At 49.3% G+C, this 17,127-nt stretch carries 22 protein-coding genes and 1 tRNA gene; 19 read left to right on the top strand and 4 right to left on the bottom strand.

Annotation, left to right across the window (positions count from 1 at the left end):
• From hisG to tatC, 11 genes are all read left to right on the top strand, one after another.
• Window positions 1-666 carry an ATP phosphoribosyltransferase gene (gene hisG / locus KU392_RS12995; RefSeq protein ID WP_217735509.1) on the top strand — a complete coding sequence of 222 codons (666 nt, stop codon included), beginning with the start codon at window positions 1-3 and terminating at the stop codon, window positions 664-666.
• Between the two features lie 83 nt (window positions 667-749).
• The gene (hisD, locus tag KU392_RS12990; RefSeq protein ID WP_169293162.1) at window positions 750-2,048 is read left to right on the top strand and encodes a histidinol dehydrogenase; all 1,299 of its coding nucleotides are present in this window, start codon (window positions 750-752) and stop codon (window positions 2,046-2,048) included.
• An 18-nt stretch (window positions 2,049-2,066) separates the two neighbouring features.
• Window positions 2,067-2,654: an imidazoleglycerol-phosphate dehydratase HisB gene (gene hisB, locus KU392_RS12985; RefSeq protein WP_169293163.1), complete on the top strand. Its 588-nt coding sequence runs from the start codon at window positions 2,067-2,069 to the stop codon at window positions 2,652-2,654.
• 16 nt (window positions 2,655-2,670) lie between these two features.
• Window positions 2,671-3,351 carry an imidazole glycerol phosphate synthase subunit HisH gene (gene hisH, locus KU392_RS12980; protein ID WP_217735508.1) on the top strand — a complete coding sequence of 227 codons (681 nt, stop codon included), beginning with the start codon at window positions 2,671-2,673 and terminating at the stop codon, window positions 3,349-3,351.
• A 164-nt stretch (window positions 3,352-3,515) separates the two neighbouring features.
• The gene (hisA, locus tag KU392_RS12975; protein WP_169293165.1) at window positions 3,516-4,265 is read left to right on the top strand and encodes a 1-(5-phosphoribosyl)-5-[(5-phosphoribosylamino)methylideneamino]imidazole-4-carboxamide isomerase; all 750 of its coding nucleotides are present in this window, start codon (window positions 3,516-3,518) and stop codon (window positions 4,263-4,265) included.
• Window positions 4,262-5,065 carry an imidazole glycerol phosphate synthase subunit HisF gene (hisF, locus tag KU392_RS12970; RefSeq protein ID WP_169293166.1) on the top strand — a complete coding sequence of 268 codons (804 nt, stop codon included), beginning with the start codon at window positions 4,262-4,264 and terminating at the stop codon, window positions 5,063-5,065. The genes hisA and hisF overlap by 4 nt, the downstream gene beginning before the upstream one ends.
• The gene (gene hisI, locus KU392_RS12965) at window positions 5,062-5,454 is read left to right on the top strand and encodes a phosphoribosyl-AMP cyclohydrolase (RefSeq protein ID WP_217735507.1); all 393 of its coding nucleotides are present in this window, start codon (window positions 5,062-5,064) and stop codon (window positions 5,452-5,454) included. Before hisF ends, hisI begins: the two co-directional genes overlap by 4 nt.
• Window positions 5,451-5,804, top strand: a complete 354-nt coding sequence (locus KU392_RS12960) for a phosphoribosyl-ATP diphosphatase (RefSeq protein ID WP_169293168.1) — start codon at window positions 5,451-5,453, stop codon at window positions 5,802-5,804. Before hisI ends, KU392_RS12960 begins: the two co-directional genes overlap by 4 nt.
• A gap of 100 nt (window positions 5,805-5,904) precedes the next feature.
• Window positions 5,905-6,129: a Sec-independent protein translocase subunit TatA gene (gene tatA / locus KU392_RS12955; protein ID WP_169293169.1), complete on the top strand. Its 225-nt coding sequence runs from the start codon at window positions 5,905-5,907 to the stop codon at window positions 6,127-6,129.
• Between the two features lie 69 nt (window positions 6,130-6,198).
• On the top strand, window positions 6,199-6,609 hold the full coding sequence (tatB, locus tag KU392_RS12950; RefSeq protein WP_169293170.1) for a Sec-independent protein translocase protein TatB: 411 nt from the start codon (window positions 6,199-6,201) through the stop codon (window positions 6,607-6,609).
• Window positions 6,609-7,385: a twin-arginine translocase subunit TatC gene (gene tatC / locus KU392_RS12945; RefSeq protein WP_169293171.1), complete on the top strand. Its 777-nt coding sequence runs from the start codon at window positions 6,609-6,611 to the stop codon at window positions 7,383-7,385. The genes tatB and tatC overlap by 1 nt, the downstream gene beginning before the upstream one ends.
• A gap of 77 nt (window positions 7,386-7,462) precedes the next feature.
• Here tatC and KU392_RS12940 read toward each other — a convergent pair whose 3' ends face one another.
• On the bottom strand, window positions 7,463-8,686 hold the full coding sequence (locus tag KU392_RS12940; protein ID WP_169293172.1) for a S1C family serine protease: 1,224 nt from the start codon (window positions 8,684-8,686) through the stop codon (window positions 7,463-7,465).
• 13 nt (window positions 8,687-8,699) lie between these two features.
• Here KU392_RS12940 and KU392_RS12935 point away from each other — a divergent pair, with 13 nt between their 5' ends.
• Window positions 8,700-9,476 (top strand): Nif3-like dinuclear metal center hexameric protein, encoded by a 777-nt coding sequence (locus KU392_RS12935; protein WP_169293173.1) that lies wholly within the window; start codon window positions 8,700-8,702, stop codon window positions 9,474-9,476.
• A 73-nt stretch (window positions 9,477-9,549) separates the two neighbouring features.
• On the opposite strand, the gene mscL is transcribed toward KU392_RS12935, so the two are convergent.
• Complete coding sequence (gene mscL / locus KU392_RS12930; RefSeq protein ID WP_169293174.1) at window positions 9,550-10,011, bottom strand: large conductance mechanosensitive channel protein MscL; 462 nt, start codon at window positions 10,009-10,011, stop codon at window positions 9,550-9,552.
• A gap of 123 nt (window positions 10,012-10,134) precedes the next feature.
• Here mscL and petA point away from each other — a divergent pair, with 123 nt between their 5' ends.
• From petA to KU392_RS12900, 6 genes are all read left to right on the top strand, one after another.
• Window positions 10,135-10,776 carry a ubiquinol-cytochrome c reductase iron-sulfur subunit gene (petA, locus tag KU392_RS12925; protein ID WP_169293175.1) on the top strand — a complete coding sequence of 214 codons (642 nt, stop codon included), beginning with the start codon at window positions 10,135-10,137 and terminating at the stop codon, window positions 10,774-10,776.
• Between the two features lie 53 nt (window positions 10,777-10,829).
• Window positions 10,830-12,218: a cytochrome b gene (locus KU392_RS12920; protein WP_169293176.1), complete on the top strand. Its 1,389-nt coding sequence runs from the start codon at window positions 10,830-10,832 to the stop codon at window positions 12,216-12,218.
• A 13-nt stretch (window positions 12,219-12,231) separates the two neighbouring features.
• Entirely contained in the window at window positions 12,232-13,083 is an 852-nt protein-coding gene (locus tag KU392_RS12915; RefSeq protein WP_217735506.1) for a cytochrome c1, read from the top strand.
• Between the two features lie 139 nt (window positions 13,084-13,222).
• On the top strand, window positions 13,223-13,834 hold the full coding sequence (locus KU392_RS12910) for a glutathione S-transferase N-terminal domain-containing protein (RefSeq protein ID WP_169293178.1): 612 nt from the start codon (window positions 13,223-13,225) through the stop codon (window positions 13,832-13,834).
• Between the two features lie 4 nt (window positions 13,835-13,838).
• Window positions 13,839-14,261, top strand: coding sequence for a ClpXP protease specificity-enhancing factor (locus KU392_RS12905; RefSeq protein ID WP_169293179.1), 423 nt, complete (start codon window positions 13,839-13,841; stop codon window positions 14,259-14,261).
• A gap of 87 nt (window positions 14,262-14,348) precedes the next feature.
• A tRNA-Thr gene (locus KU392_RS12900) sits at window positions 14,349-14,424 on the top strand.
• 107 nt (window positions 14,425-14,531) lie between these two features.
• Here the strand turns inward: KU392_RS12900 and KU392_RS12895 are convergent.
• Window positions 14,532-15,920, bottom strand: coding sequence for a HAMP domain-containing sensor histidine kinase (locus KU392_RS12895; RefSeq protein WP_217735505.1), 1,389 nt, complete (start codon window positions 15,918-15,920; stop codon window positions 14,532-14,534).
• A gap of 15 nt (window positions 15,921-15,935) precedes the next feature.
• Entirely contained in the window at window positions 15,936-16,631 is a 696-nt protein-coding gene (locus KU392_RS12890; RefSeq protein WP_217735504.1) for a winged helix-turn-helix domain-containing protein, read from the bottom strand.
• Between the two features lie 273 nt (window positions 16,632-16,904).
• Between KU392_RS12890 and KU392_RS12885 the strand changes: the two genes are divergently transcribed.
• A partial coding sequence (locus KU392_RS12885) for a tripartite tricarboxylate transporter TctB family protein (RefSeq protein WP_217735503.1) occupies window positions 16,905-17,127 on the top strand: 223 nt, incomplete at its 3' end.

Genomic DNA, 17,127 nt, shown 5'->3' with positions numbered 1-17,127 from the left:
ATGTCTAACGAAGATAATGAAATGTTGACGATGGCGCTTTCCAAGGGGCGCATTTTTGAAGAAACCATGCCTTTGCTTGAGGCTGCCGGGATTTCAGTCAGTGAAAGTCCCGAGTCTTCACGCAAGTTGATTCTGCCAACCAGTGATCCCCGCTTGCGTTTGCTGATTGTAAGGGCCTCCGATGTCCCTACGTACGTGCAGTACGGTGCGGCCGATTTCGGTATTGCCGGTCGCGATGTGCTGTATGAATATGCCAAGGAACAGCCAGGTGGGCTGTATCAGCCCATCGACCTGAATATTGCCAAATGCCGTCTGGCAGTGGCGGTGCGCGAAGGCTTTGATTATGAGGAAGCCGTGAAAAAGGGTGCGCGCCTGCGTGTGGCAACCAAATATGTCAATGTGGCACGTGAACATTTCGCCAAGAAAGGGGTGTATGTTGATATCATTAAACTGTATGGTTCAATGGAATTGGCGCCCTTGGTAGGATTGGCGGATGCCATTGTCGATGTGGTTTCCACAGGGGGTACGTTACGTGCCAATAACCTGGTGCCGGTTGAAGATGTCATGCCCGTTTCTTCACGCCTTATCGTAAACCAGGCGGCACTGAAAACCCGGGCATCACGTCTGACCCCCATACTGGATGCCTTCCAAAAGGCGGCTGTGTAAAGCGGTAGGTACGGCCTTTGACCAAAAGGCTCTTGTTGGGTCTGTGCGGCAGACTGTTTTTTACTATTTTTGCAAAGAGTGATATGTCTTTAATAAACCGGTTAGATGCCAATGATGCAGATTTTGGCCAGCAGTTGAAAACCCTGCTTGCTTTTGATGCTTCGCAGGATGAGCAGATCGAGCAGTCTGTGGCGAAAATCCTGAACGATGTACGTCAGCGCGGTGATGAGGCGGTTCTTGAATACACGCAGCGCTTTGATCAGGTACAGGCAAGCCATATCCATGAACTGGAAATTCCGCTTGCGGATTGCCAGGCAGCGCTGGACGCCCTGCCAACGGAACAACGCAAGGCGCTGGAAAGTGCGGCGGACAGGGTTCGCGCCTATCATGAAAAACAAAAAACCGCCTCCTGGACTTACACAGAGGCCGATGGTACTTTGTTGGGCCAGAAAGTAACGCCCATGGATCGTGTCGGTTTATATGTGCCGGGTGGCAAGGCGGCCTATCCTTCTTCGGTATTAATGAATGCCTTGCCGGCCAAAGTGGCGGGTGTGCCTGAAGTTGTCATGGTAACGCCTACTCCGGGGGGCAGCCGTAACGCCATTGTGCTGGCTGCGGCGGCAGTTGCCGGGGTTGACCGGGTGATCGCCATTGGTGGCGCGCAGGCGGTTGGAGCTCTGGCTTATGGCACACAGTCAATTGCCGGTGTCGATAAAATCGTGGGGCCAGGCAACGCCTATGTGGCTTCTGCCAAACGCCGGGTGTTTGGAACGGTAGGCATTGATATGGTTGCCGGTCCCAGCGAAATCCTGATCATTTGCGATGGCACCACCCCTGCCGACTGGATTGCCATGGACCTGTTCTCCCAGGCCGAGCATGACGAGCTGGCGCAGGCCATTTTGTTATGCCCTGATGCCGCTTACCTGGAGCAGGTGTACGCGTCTATCGGGCACCAATTGCCGAACATGCCCAGGGCCGATATTATCCGTACCAGTCTGGCCAACCGGGGTGCATTAATTAAAGTGCGTGACCTTGATCAGGCGTGTGAAATTGCCAATGAGATCGCACCTGAGCACCTTGAGATTTCCACTGAAAATGCCGCGGCATGGGCCGAGAAAATCCGTCATGCCGGTGCGATTTTCATGGGGCGTTACAGCTCGGAGTCGCTGGGCGATTATTGCGCCGGCCCCAATCACGTGTTGCCCACTTCCCGTACCGCCCGCTTTTCCTCCCCCCTGGGTGTCTATGATTTCCAGAAGCGTTCCAGCCTGATTCAGGTATCACGCGAGGGGGCACAAACCTTGGGTAAAATCGCCGCCACCCTGGCTTTCGGGGAAGGCTTGCAGGCACACGCCGAAAGCGCCCGCTACCGTTTAGATTAAATATTTGATGAGATGAATATGCGTACAGCAGAAATAGTTCGTAATACCAATGAAACCAAGATCAAGGTTGCCATCAACCTTGATGGTACCGGCAAGCAGTCACTGAATACCGGTGTGCCGTTTCTTGATCACATGCTTGATCAGATCGTGCGTCATGGCTTGATTGATATCGATATTACCTGCGATGGCGACCTGCACATTGACGATCACCATACCGTAGAAGATGTGGGTATTTCCCTGGGACAGGCTTTTGCCAAGGCAGTGGGTGACAAAAAAGGCATTTTGCGTTACGGCCATGCTTATGTGCCACTTGATGAGGCCCTGTCGCGGGTGGTGATTGATTTCTCAGGTCGTCCCGGTCTGGAGTACAACATTCCTTTCACCCGCTCACATATTGGTCGTTTTGATGTTGACCTGACCCGTGAGTTTTTCCAGGGTTTTGTCAATCATGCACTGGTTACCTTGCATATCGACAATCTGCGTGGCTTTAATGCCCATCACCAGGCTGAGACCGTCTTCAAGGCCTTTGGCCGTGCACTTCGCATGGCGCTTACCGAAGATCCACGCAATGCGGGCGTTGTCCCATCCACCAAAGGCGTTCTGTAAAGGCTTCATACTTAAAATGAAATCCCCCTCTATTGCAATTGTGGATTATGGCATGGGCAACCTGCATTCGGTTGCCCGCGCATTAACGCATGCGGCTCCGCATGCCAATGTTTATCTGGCTTCTGATGTCGCAGGCATCAAATCGGCCGATCGAATCGTGTTTCCCGGTCAGGGCGCGATGCCCGATTGCATGCGCAATCTGGTGCAGTCCGGACTTAGCGAGGCCGTACTGGAGGCAGCGGCCAGCAAACCTTTGATGGGCATTTGCGTAGGCGAGCAAATGTTGTTTGAGCGAAGTGAAGAGGGTAACGCGACTTGCCTGGGTATTTTTCCGGGTATCGTAAAACGGTTCCACGGCCAGCGTTACGCCAGCACAGCACCTGAAAATACACCACTTGCCGCCCTGACGCACGAAAATGAACTGCTCAAGGTGCCTCATATGGGCTGGAGTCGGGTAAAGCAAACCCGTGCACATCCGGTTTGGCAAGGTATTCCCGATGAGGCTTATTTTTATTTCGTGCACAGTTATTTCGTTGTGCCTGATGATGACAGTCTGACAGTAGGTACCACGCTATATGGGCAAGAGTTTACCTGTGCGGTGGCCAGGGATAATATTTTTGCCGTTCAGTTTCACCCTGAAAAAAGTGCCGGACACGGCTTGCGGCTGTATCGTAATTTTGTGGAGTGGGACATTTAGTTGCGGGACTAAATGCTGAAAATGCGTTATAAATACGACTGCGGGACTTACATAACAAAGATACTGTCAACAAAGAGTTATTACGGGGAATGACGAGTCCACTATTACGGTTTTTGCTCATTCTGTTTTATTTTTCTAATCATCTTATTTATTAATATAACACTATGCTGCTCATACCAGCCATTGATTTAAAAGACGGACAGTGTGTCCGCTTGCGTCAGGGTGACCTGAAAGACGCGACAATTTTCTCCCAGGATCCTCAGGCAATGGCACGCAAATGGCTCGACCAAGGTGCACGTCGGTTGCATCTGGTGGATCTTAATGGTGCAATTGCCGGTAAGCCTAAAAACGAGGCAGCCATTCAGGCCATTCTGAAAGAGGTCGGAGACGAAATTCCTGTCCAGATCGGTGGCGGTATTCGGGATCTGGATACGATCGAACGCTATCTCGATCTGGGTATTGAATATGTCATTATTGGTACGGCAGCAGTTAAAAATCCAGGTTTCCTGCAGGATGCCTGCAGTGCTTTTTCGGGTCATGTGATTGTTGGCCTTGATGCCAAGGATGGCAAAGTCGCTACCGATGGCTGGAGCAAGCTGACCAAACACGATGTGATTGATCTCGGCCGCAAATTTGAAGATTACGGCGTCGAGTCTATTATTTATACCGATATCGGTCGCGATGGCATGTTAACCGGTGTGAATATTGAAGCGACCGTACGCTTGTCGCAGGCCGTGAAAATTCCGGTTATTGCTTCAGGTGGTGTGACCAACCTTAAAGATATCGAAGCGCTTTGTGCAGTAGAAGATGAAGGAATTGAGGGCGTCATTCTGGGTCGCAGTATTTATGAAGGTACCCTTAATTTCCAGGAGGCCCAGATACTGGCTGACGAGTTGAACGGGGAAGAGATTTGAACACTGCAGCCAATGCCGACTCCACCTTAACCAAACGCATTATCCCCTGCCTTGATGTAACGGCAGGCCGGGTGGTTAAGGGCATCAATTTCGTCGAATTGCGTGATGCCGGAGATCCGGTTGAAATCGCCCGTCGTTATAACGAGCAGGGTGCCGATGAGTTGACATTCCTTGATATTACGGCAACCAGTGACGGCAGGGATCTCATTTTGCCAATTATCGAGCAGGTGGCCTCCCAGGTATTTATTCCCTTGACGGTTGGCGGTGGCGTTCGTGCCGTTGCCGATATCCAGCGTTTGCTCAATGCCGGTGCCGACAAGGTATCCATGAACAGTGCCGCCGTGGCCAACCCGGAGCTGGTGCGGGAAAGCGCCGATTATTACGGTTCGCAATGCATCGTGGTGGCGATTGATGCCCGCAAGGTTTCCGCCGAAGGCGAGCCCGATCGTTGGGAGGTCTTTACCCATGGGGGTCGCAAAGCGACTGGCATTGATGCCATTGAATGGGCGATCCGGATGGCCCGTTACGGGGCTGGCGAGCTTTTGTTGACCAGCATGGATCGTGACGGCACCAAATCAGGGTTTGATCTTGAATTGACCCGTGCTGTTTCAGATGCCGTTTCCGTGCCTGTTATTGCCTCTGGTGGCGTGGGTAATTTGCAGCATCTTTGTGATGGTGTCACCAAAGGCAGGGCCAGCGCCGTGCTGGCGGCCAGTATTTTCCACTACGGTGAATACACCATTGCACAAGCCAAGGAATTTATGGCGCAACAGGGCATTAATGTTCGGGAAATCGCATGAGCTGGCTTGATGAGGTGAAGTTTGACGAGGCAGGTCTCATTCCTGCCATTGCACAGGACTGGAAAACCGGCCGTATCCTCATGGTTGCCTGGATGAATCGGGAAGCCTTGCAGGAAACCGTGGCGACCCGAAAAGGGGTTTATTGGTCACGCTCGCGCCAGAAATTATGGCGCAAGGGCGAAGAATCGGGCAATACCCAGCAGGTTCATGAGATCCGTCTTGACTGCGATGCTGATGTGGTGTTGCTTAAAATTGAACAACATGGGGGCGTGGCCTGTCATACTGGCAGGGAGAGCTGTTTTTTCCGTCTGCTGAATGGCAAAGACGATCATGCTCAATGGGAAATTACTGACGGGGTCTTGCAAGATCCGGAGCATATGTACAAATGAGCACAGAGTCCAACATTGAATTGTCAGCGGTACTGGGTCGTCTGGCTGATGTATTGCAAACCCGCTTGCCGGCCAATGGCGGTGATCCTGCCACATCGTATGCGGCCAAATTGTTTGCCAAAGGCCCCGATGGTTTCCTGAAAAAAATTGGTGAAGAAGCCACCGAGCTGGTGATGGCCTCAAAAGATGGCCAAAATGACCGGATTATTGCGGAAACTGCCGATCTCTGGTTTCATTGTCTGCTGGCGCTGACTTATTACGGTTTGCGCCCTGAAGACGTATTCGCCGAGTTGGCGCGCAGGGAAGGGTTGTCAGGCCTGGTTGAAAAAGCCAATCGGAAACCATCCTGAATTTAAGAGACTTGTGGCACAATTCAAGATGAACATTATTTATTGGCAGTTCCTGATATATTAGGAATTGATTTGGAATTGTCACTTTAGGAGTTGTTTTATGGGCAGTTTAAGTATTTGGCACTGGCTAATCGTTTTGGTGATTGTTGCACTGGTTTTCGGTACCAAGAAAATCCGCAATATTGGTGAAGATCTGGGGGGAGCCGTAAAAGGTTTCAAGAAGGGTATGAACGATGCCACTTCGGAAGGCACTGAAACAACTGAAAAAAAACAGGCTGGCACGGAAACCATCGATGTGCAGGCAAAAGAAAAATCGGATTCCTGAGCTCCAGCAGATCCGACTTGTTCCGGCATGATTGCCGATAAAAAGGTTCTGTTTTTTTAAAGCGTATTTATGTTTGGTTTAAGTTTCGGTGAGCTGTTTGTCATTGGCATGGTTGCCCTGATTGTCATTGGCCCTGAGCGTCTGCCTAAAGTGGCCCGTACGGTCGGTCATCTTGTGGGCCGTGCGCAGCGCTATGTCAATGACGTTAAAAGTGATATTCAGCGTGAAGTCGACATCCAGGAAATCAGCAAGATTAAAAATGAGATGCAGTCCTCGCTTCAGGATATGAAAAGCTCATTCGAGGATACTGCAAAATCCTTGCGCAATCCGGTTGAGCAGCTTGAGCAGGAGTTGACCAGTGCCGGAGATCAGGTCAGGCAGACCCTGTCACCTGAAAAAAAAGACGCTCCCGCGGAAAACCAATTCGTCAATGACGGCCATAAACCCGATAATAAAAACGGTTCAGGAACCCAGGTCTAATGCAGAACTCATCACCCAATGAAAATAATGGCGAGAAGGAAGAAAGTTTTTTCTCGCATCTGATCGAATTGCGTTCGCGTCTGATTCGCGCCGTGGTGGCCGTATTGGGGATTTTTGCCATCTTGTGTATTTACCCCAGCACCGGTGCCATTTACGATTTCATTGCGCAACCCATGATTCAGACCCTGCCCGAGGGTAATAAAATGATTGCCACGGGGGTCATTACACCTTTTCTCGTGCCCCTGAAAGTGACTTTGTTGTTTTCTTTTGTATTGGCGTTGCCTTACGTGTTGTATCAGGCATGGGCCTTCATTGCACCGGGCCTGTATCAGCATGAGAAACGTCTGGCGGTACCGCTGGTGATTTCCAGTACCTTGCTTTTTATTGTCGGTATGGCGTTTTGTTATTTCATCGTATTCCATACCGTTTTTCATTTCATCTCGATGGTCTCGCCCCAGTCCATCAATTTCGCTCCCGATATAGAGGCCTACCTTAGCTTTGTCATGACCATGTTCATTGCATTTGGCATCACCTTTGAGGTGCCTATCGTGGTCTTGGTATTGGTCAGCACCGGCATGATGACGCTTGAAAAGCTGAAGGCAGCCAGGGGTTATGTGATTGTGGGCGCATTTGTGATTGCTGCGATTGTTACGCCTCCTGACGTACTCAGCCAATTGTTGTTGGCCATTCCCTTATGTTTGTTATATGAACTGGGTTTGCTGGCGGCGCGTTTTATCAAGCCCGGCAATGCGCTTACCGAGGACGCTGACCGTTAAACGGTATGTTTCCGGTTCTGGCCCGTTGCGGATTGGCACAGGCAGAAACCGGAAATTGCCTTGCGCCAGAGGTCGGTTTATTTCTTTGAGGTTGTTCCGGGGCGTTGCCCCAGTGTTACCGTTACATCCTGTTCCTTGCCTGAGCGCAGGATTTTGAATTTCACCAGGGTTTTGGGTGGATAGCCGGCAATTTCATTCAGCATCTGGTCGGTATCAATGATTTCCTTGTCATTCATGCCCAGCAGGATATCTCCGACCAGAAGCCCAGCCTGACCTGCCGGACCATTGGGAACCAGCGATGCAATAATAATTCCTTTGGTGCTGTCCAGATTGAAGGCTTTGGCAAGATCGCTGGTGATGTCCTGGGGCTCAATACCCAGCCATCCACGTGAAACCGTGCCGGTTTCAATGATTTCCTGCATGATTTTAAGGGCGGTATGGGCGGGTGTGGCAAATCCGATCCCCAATGATCCACCTGCCTCGGACTCCGAGTAAATGGCGGTATTAATGCCAATCAGATCACCGTTAACGTTAATAAGTGCACCACCTGAATTGCCCGGGTTGATAGCGGCATCGGTCTGGATGAAGTTTTCATAGGTATTGATGCCCAGACCGGTGCGGCCCAGTGCCGAGATAATGCCCATGGTCGTGGTTTGCCCTACACCAAACGGGTTGCCGATGGCCAGCACGACATCGCCTACGTTAAGCTGTTTGTTATCGGGGTGAATGGCAACCAGATCGGGTAAATCAATTTTCAGTACGGCCAGGTCGGTATCGGGGTCGGCACCAATCAGACGTGCATTGGATCGACGTCCATCGGTCAGGGCCACTTCAATCGAGTCTGCCGCCTCAACGACATGGTAGTTGGTCAGGATATAACCTTCTGCCGAAGCAATAACACCCGATCCCAGACTGGTGGTGTTATTGAGCATTTGCATGTTTTCCTTCTGCTCCTGGATAAACGGGCGCAGGGCCGGCACATCGGGCAGGTTCTTGAAAGGTGATTCGATGTTCTTGCTGGTGTAAATATTCACGACCGAAGGGGCGGCAACCTTAACCGCACCGGCATACGATGTGATAATGGTAATGAGTTGTTCCGGTTCTTTTGTTTTTTCGGCTTTGGTTACGGTTTCTTTGGGTGGCTCCGCCGGTTCTATTTTGGCCGTTGCCGTGGGCACGGAAGCGGGTATGGCCGGCTGTTTCCTGAAATCAAGCCAGTCAGGTCGCAATGTAGTGACCGTAAACAGAATCGCGAGAAAAACAGTTACGGTTTGAGAGAAAATTAACCAATAGCGATGCATAAAGGAAAATGAAGTGAGTGAAATTTTTACACAAGACTTGGTAAAGTGGCTTGATGAAAACCTGAAACCACATTTATATCAAGATTATGCACCAAATGGACTGCAGGTGCAGGGAAGGTCTGTAATAAAAAAAGTAATTACAGGTGTAACCGCATCACAGGCCTTGCTTGAAAAAGCGATTGAATATCAGGCGGATGCGGTTATTGTGCATCATGGATGGTTCTGGAAAAATGAGGATGTGCGTATTTTGGGGGCCAAATACCAGCGAATTGCTCTTGCCATCAAGCACGATTTGAACGTTATTGGCTACCATTTGCCTCTGGATGCCCATCCTGAGTGGGGCAATAACAGACAGTTGGCCAATGTGCTCGATTTGCAGCCTTTTTATGAGGACGATCAGCCCCAGACCTGTGGCAGGAGTGGGCTGGTTTGGCAGGGCTCGGTTGTGACAGGAGAAACAACTTTGGCTGATTTGGGTGTCTTAATTTCACAACGCTTGGAAAGGGAACCGTTGTTAATTGGAGACACAGATAAGGTGATCAGAAAAGTGGCATGGTGCACGGGGGGGGGCCAGGGCATGTTCCAGGATGCCATTGATGCCGGTGTGGATGTTTTCATTACCGGAGAGGCTTCGGAGCCTGTTTACCACATGGCCCGGGAAAGTGGTGTGGCCTTTATTGCTGCCGGGCATCATGCAACCGAACGTTATGGCATTCAGGCACTGGGAAATGCGCTGGTGGACAGGTTTGGCATTGCTGCAACGTTTGTGGATATTCCCAATCCAGTCTAGGGCGATTCAGTAAAATACAGCCCCTGCCGGTAAGGGCAGGGGCAATGAACCCGGTTTTGTATTGATTTTTGAATCAGTTTTTGTTTTTGAGCAGATCACGAATCTCTTTTAACAGGGCAACATCAGCCGGATCGGGAGCAATAGCGGCCTGCTCTTCTTTTTCTTTCTCCATGGTGGCACGGGCTTTGGCGATGACTTTAACTAGACAAAAAACAACAAAGGCCAGCAGAATGAAGTTGATGAGAATGGTCAGGAAATTACCGTAAGCCAGTACATTGGCCCCCGCATTCGTCATGTCGACATAGGTTTCAGGCCCGGAATAGTTGTCTGGTTTTGATAAGACAATGAATTTATTGGAAAAATCAACAGATCCTCCCAGGATGAAGTTGATGAACGGCATCATGACGTCTCTGACCAGAGAGTCGATGATTTTACCGAAGGCTGCACCGATAATGACACCAACAGCCAGATCAATCATGTTGCCTTTTACGGCAAATTGTTTAAATTCGTTGATGAAACTTTTGGCTTTACTCATAAGAAATCCTTTTTTCCTCGGTCCATAAGCGGACACAGTATATAATAAGCGCTTGCTAAGCTTTGTACACATAAATTCAAGTAATTTTTTTTAGTACCTTAGTAGTACCAATAAGGATAGATAATGAGTCAGGATTCAATACAGCATGACAATGAAGGAACGGCATCGCCGGCAGTCCTTCCACCCGATCCATCACGTCGTTTCTGGTTGGGTACTGCCTGTGCGGTTGGTGGGGTGGCCGGTGTTGCAACAGCAGTGCCGTTTGTTGCATCCATGTCACCATCAGAACGCGCCAAGGCGGCAGGTGCCCCCGTTACCGTTAACCTGAACATGATTGCGCCAGGCACCATGCTTACTGTCGAATGGCAGGGTAAGCCGGTCTGGATTTTGCATCGTACGCAGGAAATGATAGATGGCCTGAAAAACAATGACCCCTTCTTGGCGGATCCGTTTTCGAACCGTCCAGGTTTTACGCCCGAATTTGCCAAAAACATAGATCGTTCACGTAAGCCGGAATGGTTCGTTTGCGTTGGTATTTGTACACACCTGGGTTGCTCACCGTCTCCACGGTTTGCGGTCGGTGGTGGTGAAGGAATGCCTTCTGATTGGGATGGCGGCTTTCTATGTCCGTGCCATGGTTCTATGTTTGATTTGGCCGGCCGGGTATTCAAGAACCAGCCTGCGCCCGATAATCTGGAAGTGCCCCCGTATTATTTTATTGATGATAATAATATTATGGTTGGCTTGGATAAAGCAGCGGGTTAGTAGCCGAGGCTACTGTAATTAGTATCTTGCCAAGTTAGAAAAGGAGCCTCTACATGGCTAGCGAAAAAGTTGTCGAAACGACAGGGTTATTGGGGTGGGTAGACAAGCGTTTCCCGCTGACCTCCCTATGGAAGGCGCATTTATCAGAATATTATGCGCCCAAGAATTTCAATTTCTGGTATTTTTTCGGTTCACTTGCATTACTCGTGTTGGTAATTCAAATTGTGACCGGTATTTTCATGGTCATGCACTACAAACCTGATGCCGACCTGGCGTTTGCATCAGTAGAGTACATCATGCGTGAGGTGCCTTATGGCTGGATTATCCGCTATATGCACTCAACCGGTGCGTCCATGTTCTTTGTTGTGGTCTATTTGCACATGTTGCGTGGCATGCTTTACGGTTCATACCGCAAGCCACGTGAACTGGTGTGGATTTTCGGGGTTGCCATTTTCCTGTGCCTGATGGCAGAGGCTTTCTTTGGTTACCTGTTGCCCTGGGGTCAAATGTCTTTCTGGGGTGCCCAGGTTATTGTTAACCTGTTTGCTGCCATTCCTTTCGTTGGTCCTGAATTGTCTGTCTGGATTCGTGGTGATTTCGTGGTCTCCGATGCCACGCTGAACCGCTTCTTTGCGTTCCACGTGATTGCCATTCCCCTTGTGCTTATCGGCCTGATCGTGGCTCACGTTATTGCCTTGCACGAAGTGGGTTCAAACAACCCCGACGGTATCGAGATCAAAGATAAAAAAGATGCAAACGGACGTCCTCTTGATGGTATTCCGTTCCATCCTTACTACTCTGTCCATGACATCATGGGTGTGGCAGGGTTCCTGTTCATTTTTGCCGCAATCATGTTCTTTGCGCCAACCATGGGCGGTTATTTCCTTGAGGCCAATAACTTCCTGCCGGCTGACCCGTTCCAGACGCCTGCGCATATCGCGCCAGTCTGGTATTTCACCCCGTTCTATTCAATGCTGCGTGCCACGACCGATGAGTTCACCTGGGTCATGGTTGCATTGGCGCTGATTTTTGCGGTTGGTCTGCTGCTGAGCAAAAATGTCAAAGGGGTTTGGAAAATCATTTGGCCTGTTGTCCTGGTGGGTGTTGCTGTTGCACTTCGTGTGTTTGATGCCAAATTCTGGGGTGTGGTGGTAATGGGTGGTACAGTGGTTATCCTGGGTTTCCTGCCATGGCTGGATCAATCCAAGGTTAAATCCATCCGCTATCGTCCGACATGGCACAAGCTGTTGTATGTGATTTTCATGATCGACTTCGTGGTTTTGGGTTACATCGGTACACAACCACCAACACCTGTACTGAATATTATTTCACAGGTAGGTACGCTGATTTATCTGGCATTCTTCTTTTTTATGCCAATCTGGAGCCGTTTGGGTACATTCAAGCAGGTACCTGATCGTGTGACTTTCCATCCTCATGCGTAAATCAGGAATGAACATGATTAAGAAACTATTAGGTGCGTTAGTATTGATGTTTGCCGTATCAGGTCCCGCCATGTCTGCTGCGGCGGGGTATCCTTGGGATCGCGCCCCCGAAAGGATTACTGATCTGGCTGCTTTGCAGAATGGTGCAAAACTGTTCGTCAACTACTGCCTGAACTGTCATAGCGCGAATGCCATGCGTTATAACAAGCTGGTGGATCTTGGCCTGACTGAAAAAGAGATTGAAGAAAATCTCCTGTTCACGGGCGATAAAGTGGGCGACAAGATGACCATTGCCATGAATCCCAAGGATGCGAAACTCTGGCTGGGTGTTACGCCACCTGACCTGTCCGTCATGGCACGTGCCAAGGCGGCCAACCTGGGTCAGCCTGGTACCGACTACATTTATACTTACCTTCGTACGTTTTACCGTGATGTGACCCGTCCCTTGGGCTGGAACAACCTGGTATTCCCCAACGCCGGTATGCCCAATGTGTTCTGGCAAGAGTCCGGTCCCAGCGAGCTGACCACAGTGACGATCCATCCCGTTGAAAAAGACGGCCAGGTTCAGTGGTTCAAGACAACCACACTGATTGATGCAGAAGGTTTCAGTTCTGTTGTCAGTGATGAGCTCTTGCCTGATTACCAGGGTCATGGTTCCGTTGAGCAAACACTCAAATATCTGGATCCTGCCAAACAGGCCGAGTTTGATAACAATATGGCTGACCTGGCTGCTTTCCTTGGCTGGATGGCCGAGCCTGACCAACAGTTCCGCAAGCAATTGGGTACCTGGGTTCTGTTGTTCCTGGCCCTGTTCTTTGTGATTGCATGGCGTTTGAACAAAGCATACTGGAAGCATGTAAAATAAGCGATTAGGAGGCAGACAGACAAAATTTACCTGTAAATAGAGTACAATCAGTCAGTCTGCCAAAATCCTTTTCATAGGGTCAGTGCTTTTTTGTAGGCACTGGCCTTTCTTTATTTTCTTCAGTGGGAGTCCGCACAATATGATGGTGCTTTACTCTGGAACAACATGTCCATTTTCACAACGCTGCCGCTTTGTCCTGTACGAAAAAGGCATGGATTTTGAGGTTCGTGATATAGATTTGTTTAATAAACCAGAAGACATTTCTGTCATGAACCCTTATGGCAAAGTGCCTATTCTCGTTGAACGTGATCTGATTCTTTATGAGTCAAACATCATCAATGAGTATATTGATGAGCGTTTTCCGCATCCTCAGCTGATGCCCGCCGATCCTGTCATGCGTGCACGTACCCGGTTATTCCTGCACAACTTCGAGAAAGAATTGTTTGTGTCAGTGGGTGTGCTGGAAGACCGCAGCCTGCAGGCAGACGAAAAACGCCTTGATCTTGCACGTCGTACCATCAGGGATCGTCTGTCCCAGTTGGCACCCTTGCTGATCAAGAACCGCTTCATGCTGGGCGAAGAGTTTTCCATGCTTGATGTGACCATGGCTCCTTTATTGTGGCGTCTTGATCACTATGGTATTGAATTGCCCAAAAGTGCTGCACCGCTGATGAAATATGCCGAACGCATTTTCTCCCGTCCTGCCTATATCGAAGCCTTGACACCTTCAGAAAAAGTAATGCGACGTTAATATCATGACTTCTGTTTCTACAAAACCTTATCTGCTTCGTGCCTTGTATGAGTGGTGTACCGATTCGGGATATACACCACATTTGGTGGTCAAGGTGGACCAATATTGTCAGGTGCCGCAGGAATACGTACGTGATGGCTATATCACCCTGAATATCGGTGCATTGGCCACTGGCAAGTTATCCATGGAAAATGACTGGATCAGTTTCAATGCACGCTTTAACGGGGTTTCACGCAGTATTGCCGTACCGGTCAGTGCGGTTTCGGCCATTTATGCCCGCGAAACCCAGGAAGGGATGCAGTTTGAAACAGAAGAGTATGTGCCGGATCAGGAGATTGAGTCAGAGGACATCTCAGATGATTCCAATGATGATGATCCCCCGTCTGGTGGCGCAGGAAAAGCGCCGTGGCTGAAAGTGGTTAAATAATCCGCTGGTATTTTGTGCTTTTTTGCAACAAAAAACATTTTTTTCTGGACAGAAATGCAATAAAGCGGATATAATTTTTTTTCTTTAGCCGGCTTAGCTCAGTTGGTAGAGCAGCTGATTTGTAATCAGAAGGTCGAGGGTTCGACTCCTTTAGCCGGCACCAAATTCAAAGTCCTACGTTTTTTCAAACGTAGGACTTTATTATTTTCAGATTCTATTGATCTGAATAATATCTTTCCGTTCCCGGATGAGCCAAATGGCTGCGAGGGCTTATTGGCTTTTGCCTGTTGAATCTTTAAAAACGGGCAGATGGATATTTACAATCAAGCCTGGCTGATTATCGGCAAAGCCCAGTTTTCCGTCGTGTAAGGCAAGAATCGCGCGCACACTGGCCATGCCCAATCCATAACCACTGCTGTCCGGGTTCAATTGATGGAAATGCTGGCCAATATTGACGTATTCATCGGCAGGAATGCCGGGACCATCGTCGGATACCTGCAGCTGGATATGTTTTTCCGAGACGGTGACTGTGACGCTAATAAGGTGTTTGGCGTGTTTGATGGCATTTTCAATGAGCTGTGAAAGCATGCTGGCCAACAGGTCTGCATCACCCCATACCCATGCCTGACCGTTTGAATGAAATGTTAGCCGCAGGTTCTTTTCTTCGGCGTAGGCATCGTACATATCAACGACATTGGCTGTAATTTCTGCCAGATCGCATTGCCAGAATCGTTGACGGTGGATGCCTGATTCGATTTCTGAAAGATGAAGCAGTTTTTCAAACAGTTTGTTCAGGCTTTCTATTTCATGGATGGAACGCTTAATCACCGCCCTTAAGTCTGCTTCATTGCTTTGCGGGTTCTGTACGGTGCGTAATTGATTCAGAATTCGGGTAAGGGGAGTGCGAAGATTATGGGCGATGGTATCTGAAACATGTCTGATACCCGTCATGAGTGACTCAATCTTGTCCAGCATGGAGTTGATTTCACTGCTCAGGAAATAAAACTCGTCTTTGGTGGAAGAAAGGGGGATTCGGGAAGAAAGATTACCTTGACTGATTTTAAAGGCGGTTTTTCTGATTGAGCCAACCCGGTAATCCAGCTCTTTGCGAAACATATGGACGCCAATCATCACCAGTAGAAAAGCAATGAAGACCGTCGCCAGGCAGGCTTGTCCAATTTTCCGGATGGTATCGTTCATCGAATCAAGGTCAATACCCGTTAAAAGTATGCTCTGGTCGGGCAGTGTGGTTTCAAGCAGTCGGGCTGTCGTGGGTTGACCATAAAGTATCAGGGGGACCTCGGTTTTGTTGGTTTCGGTCAGCGTGGGTCGATGTTCCAGGTTTCCAGCCAGCTTTTTCCCCTTTTCATCCAGCAAAAGATAAATCTCATGCCTGCCATCAATCTGATCCGAAATAGTCATGTTGATGGCTTGGACCAAACCTTCCCGTCCTCCAATGTAAAACTCACCCTCCAGGCGGGACATGGAGGCCGTGGCCTGTTGGGAGGCTTGGGAGTGAAGAGTGCCAATAACCTGAAGAAAGATAAAGGCCAGCAAGAGCAGAATTGAGAAAAAAGCCAGAAGTCCATAGTTAAGCATCAGACGAAAAGACGTCGAATCCCATGTCTGGCGGAATTTCAATCGGATGTATGCAGTCATTGGAGGGAGACAACCTTAATTATCGGGGGCTTCTGTAGACAGAATATAACCTTCCCCGCGCACGGTATGAATCAGGGAGGGGGTGAATCCTGTGTCAACTTTCCGTCGCAGTCGGCTGATCTGTACATCGATCACATTGGATTGAGGGTCAAACCGATAATCCCAAACTGCCTCAAGCAGCATGGTGCGGGTAACGACATTGCCTTCATTCAGCATCAGGTGGTGCAGGAGGCGGAATTCACGTGGTTGCAGATTGATGGGCGTACCTGAGCGGTCTACTTTGCGTGTGACCAGATCCAGTTTCAGGTCAGCGACCTGCATTTGTTGTACGGTCTGGTTGTTCCGGGTGGTTCTGCGGATCAGCGCTTCCATGCGGGCAATCAGTTCTGCAAAGGAAAATGGCTTGGTCATGTAGTCATCGCAGCCCGATTTGAGTCCCTTGACCTTTTCATCGACGGCTGACAAGGCGCTCAAGATAATGACCGGAGTTTTATTGCCTGTTGACCTGAGAGTGGAAAGGATGGATAAACCGTCTATGTTGCCAGGCAACATGCGGTCAAGAATAATAATGTCCCAATGCTCGCTGAGTGCTTTTTTCAGGCCATCGGGACCATTGTTGCAAATGACTGTTTTATGCTTCAGTTCAGTAAGGCCTTTGGCGATGTAACGGGCGTTTTCGTAGTCATCTTCCACGATCAGACAGTGCCACATTCGCATTTCTCCATCAGTGCTTGTGGTAATAATCACTCATTATGCAATAAATTCAGTTGCTTAAGCCAATTTTTGCTAGGGTATGTACCAATACTTTATGTCAATACAGCATCATTAAGGGCACTATTTTGAAAGATGACCAAATGGTAATGTTTTGTTCATTTATTTATGGAACCTATCCCTTACAATCTCGCATGCGCTTACCTGTGTTGTTTATATATGCGATTAATAAGCTTGAATGTAAGTAGTTAAGGAGAGAAAGAGGATGATTTCATGTTAATTAAAAACAATCAGGACTTCTGGTCCGGCTTGATGTTCATTGCCTTGGGAATTGGCTTTGCCCTGTTCGCCACGAGCTATGACATGGGCACGCCTGCCCGTATGGGGCCTGGCTATTTTCCATTCTGGCTGGGTGTCGTCCTGGCCTTGCTGGGCGGTGTGGTCACCATTGGTTCACTGCGTGGTGAAGAAGCCGATGACCATCATATTGGCAAAT

The organism is Advenella alkanexedens (assembly GCF_019132845.1).
Lineage (GTDB): Bacteria > Pseudomonadota > Gammaproteobacteria > Burkholderiales > Burkholderiaceae_B > Advenella > Advenella alkanexedens.
Note: the sequence above shows the minus strand (reverse complement) of the source record. Positions and strands in the feature narration are given on the sequence as shown.

Coding starts and splice junctions, on each gene's coding strand:
- petA (WP_169293175.1), top strand. CDS start 10,135: ATGAGTCAGGATTCAATACAGCATGACAATGAAGGAACGGCATCGCCG.
- hisG (WP_217735509.1), top strand. CDS start 1: ATGTCTAACGAAGATAATGAAATGTTGACGATGGCGCTTTCCAAGGGG.
- KU392_RS12895 (WP_217735505.1), bottom strand. CDS start 15,920: ATGACTGCATACATCCGATTGAAATTCCGCCAGACATGGGATTCGACG.
- tatB (WP_169293170.1), top strand. CDS start 6,199: ATGTTTGGTTTAAGTTTCGGTGAGCTGTTTGTCATTGGCATGGTTGCC.
- hisA (WP_169293165.1), top strand. CDS start 3,516: ATGCTGCTCATACCAGCCATTGATTTAAAAGACGGACAGTGTGTCCGC.
- KU392_RS12940 (WP_169293172.1), bottom strand. CDS start 8,686: ATGCATCGCTATTGGTTAATTTTCTCTCAAACCGTAACTGTTTTTCTC.
- KU392_RS12915 (WP_217735506.1), top strand. CDS start 12,232: ATGATTAAGAAACTATTAGGTGCGTTAGTATTGATGTTTGCCGTATCA.
- KU392_RS12890 (WP_217735504.1), bottom strand. CDS start 16,631: ATGTGGCACTGTCTGATCGTGGAAGATGACTACGAAAACGCCCGTTAC.
- hisD (WP_169293162.1), top strand. CDS start 750: ATGTCTTTAATAAACCGGTTAGATGCCAATGATGCAGATTTTGGCCAG.
- mscL (WP_169293174.1), bottom strand. CDS start 10,011: ATGAGTAAAGCCAAAAGTTTCATCAACGAATTTAAACAATTTGCCGTA.
- KU392_RS12920 (WP_169293176.1), top strand. CDS start 10,830: ATGGCTAGCGAAAAAGTTGTCGAAACGACAGGGTTATTGGGGTGGGTA.
- tatC (WP_169293171.1), top strand. CDS start 6,609: ATGCAGAACTCATCACCCAATGAAAATAATGGCGAGAAGGAAGAAAGT.
- hisB (WP_169293163.1), top strand. CDS start 2,067: ATGCGTACAGCAGAAATAGTTCGTAATACCAATGAAACCAAGATCAAG.
- KU392_RS12960 (WP_169293168.1), top strand. CDS start 5,451: ATGAGCACAGAGTCCAACATTGAATTGTCAGCGGTACTGGGTCGTCTG.
- hisH (WP_217735508.1), top strand. CDS start 2,671: ATGAAATCCCCCTCTATTGCAATTGTGGATTATGGCATGGGCAACCTG.
- KU392_RS12910 (WP_169293178.1), top strand. CDS start 13,223: ATGATGGTGCTTTACTCTGGAACAACATGTCCATTTTCACAACGCTGC.
- hisI (WP_217735507.1), top strand. CDS start 5,062: ATGAGCTGGCTTGATGAGGTGAAGTTTGACGAGGCAGGTCTCATTCCT.
- tatA (WP_169293169.1), top strand. CDS start 5,905: ATGGGCAGTTTAAGTATTTGGCACTGGCTAATCGTTTTGGTGATTGTT.
- KU392_RS12905 (WP_169293179.1), top strand. CDS start 13,839: ATGACTTCTGTTTCTACAAAACCTTATCTGCTTCGTGCCTTGTATGAG.